The sequence below is a fragment of the Glutamicibacter sp. NPDC088483 genome (assembly GCF_044753145.1).
Lineage (GTDB): Bacteria > Actinomycetota > Actinomycetes > Actinomycetales > Micrococcaceae > Glutamicibacter.
This window is the reverse complement of sequence record NZ_JBIVMP010000015.1, coordinates 1-1293: the sequence shown is the minus strand read 5'-3', so window position 1 is coordinate 1293 and position 1293 is coordinate 1. Positions and strand designations below refer to the sequence as shown.

General features: G+C 61.6%; 2 protein-coding genes. Both read right to left on the bottom strand.

Annotated elements, in window-relative coordinates:
• The coding region (locus tag ACIP6G_RS18225) for a CDGSH iron-sulfur domain-containing protein (RefSeq protein WP_365946739.1) at positions 1-205 on the bottom strand (205 nt) is incomplete at its 3' end.
• Positions 202-1230 carry an iron-containing redox enzyme family protein gene (locus tag ACIP6G_RS18220; protein ID WP_365946740.1) on the bottom strand — a complete coding sequence of 343 codons (1029 nt, stop codon included), beginning with the start codon at positions 1228-1230 and terminating at the stop codon, positions 202-204. The genes ACIP6G_RS18225 and ACIP6G_RS18220, both read right to left, overlap by 4 nt.
• Between the last annotated feature and the right edge of the window lie 63 nt (positions 1231-1293).

The window sequence follows — 1293 nt, the reverse complement described above, 5'->3', positions numbered from 1 at the left end:
GCTCGAACTTCATGAGCTTGTGCGTGCCATCGCAAAAAGGCTTGATGGCAGAGCCCCCGCAGCGGCATAGCGCGACGGGCCCTTTCCGGGCCTCGATGGATTGCCCCTCGGCATCCACGATTTCAAAATCTCCCCTGAGCAGCAAGGGGCCCTGCGGGCAAACGGTAATCATGGCGGCTTCCGAAGCGCTGCGCCCCTCGCTCATACCACTGCCCCCGCTCCGGCATGCAATGCTGATCTGCCAGCTTCCCACGCGTCCAGGTACTTTACGCCGGCCAACGCGTCAACAGCTGCCGCGGCTTGGGCTCCGAAGAGTATGTCGGGCACCAGATCCGGTTCGTCTTCAGCCAGTCCGCCCGCCAGGTCGCGGCCGGCGATTTGCTCATGGACCGCATCAGCTTCCACATGCTCATCGAAGTAATCGGTCACCGGGGATTCATATCCCAGGCGCCGGAACCCGCGGGCATAAGCCGCCTGGGGTATCGAGGAAGTCATCTCGTACAGTGCCAGGTGGCCAGTGATGGCTCCCCGCAGGCGCCGGTGCATGCCGAAGAGCGAAATCATGTTCACTGCCGCCAGCGTCACCGCCGGAATGCGGTCCACGTACGCGCCGAAATCGTCACGCAACCCCAGGCCCTTCATGGTCTGCCTGAACAGCTCGCTATGCATTCGCGGCAGCTGCCCATTTCCGTATTCATCAGCCTGGATCTCCACCATGGCGGCTTTTGCACGGCCTTCGAGTTTCGGGATCGCCCAGGTATGCGGATCAGCTTCCTTGAGCTGGTAAATCGACTTCAGTATCAGGAATTCGCGTGCTTGGCCGGCAGTAGCCTTGCGCTGGATGAACTTCGAGACCGATGGTCCAGCATCATCAGCAGCGAGCTCGAACAGGGCCTGGGCCACCTTCGCGGAGCTGGGTTCCACGCTTGGAATCGGGCCTGCCGCCTCGCGCAGCGCTTGCTCGAAACCCTCCTCGATCCGGGCCCGAAGCGAAATGAGCCCGGGGTCCCATTCCCAGCGGTCATCGACTTCCTCAAATCCCCGATAGTGCAGCTCGTAGAGCACGAAAAGGCTCAGTTGCAGGTCCCCGTCATCCAGCACATCCGAAGCAGCAGCCAACCGATCTCTTGCGACCGTTGCCAGATAGGCCGCGTATTCCTCCGAGGGGTTGCACAGCAACGCATTGTTCAGCGCTTGGGACAGGTCTCCGCGGGGTACGGGCAGATGCATGATGCTCCTTCGTTCACACTGATCGCACGGTCAGCACTAGTGGCCTGAGGATGATCGTGCCAG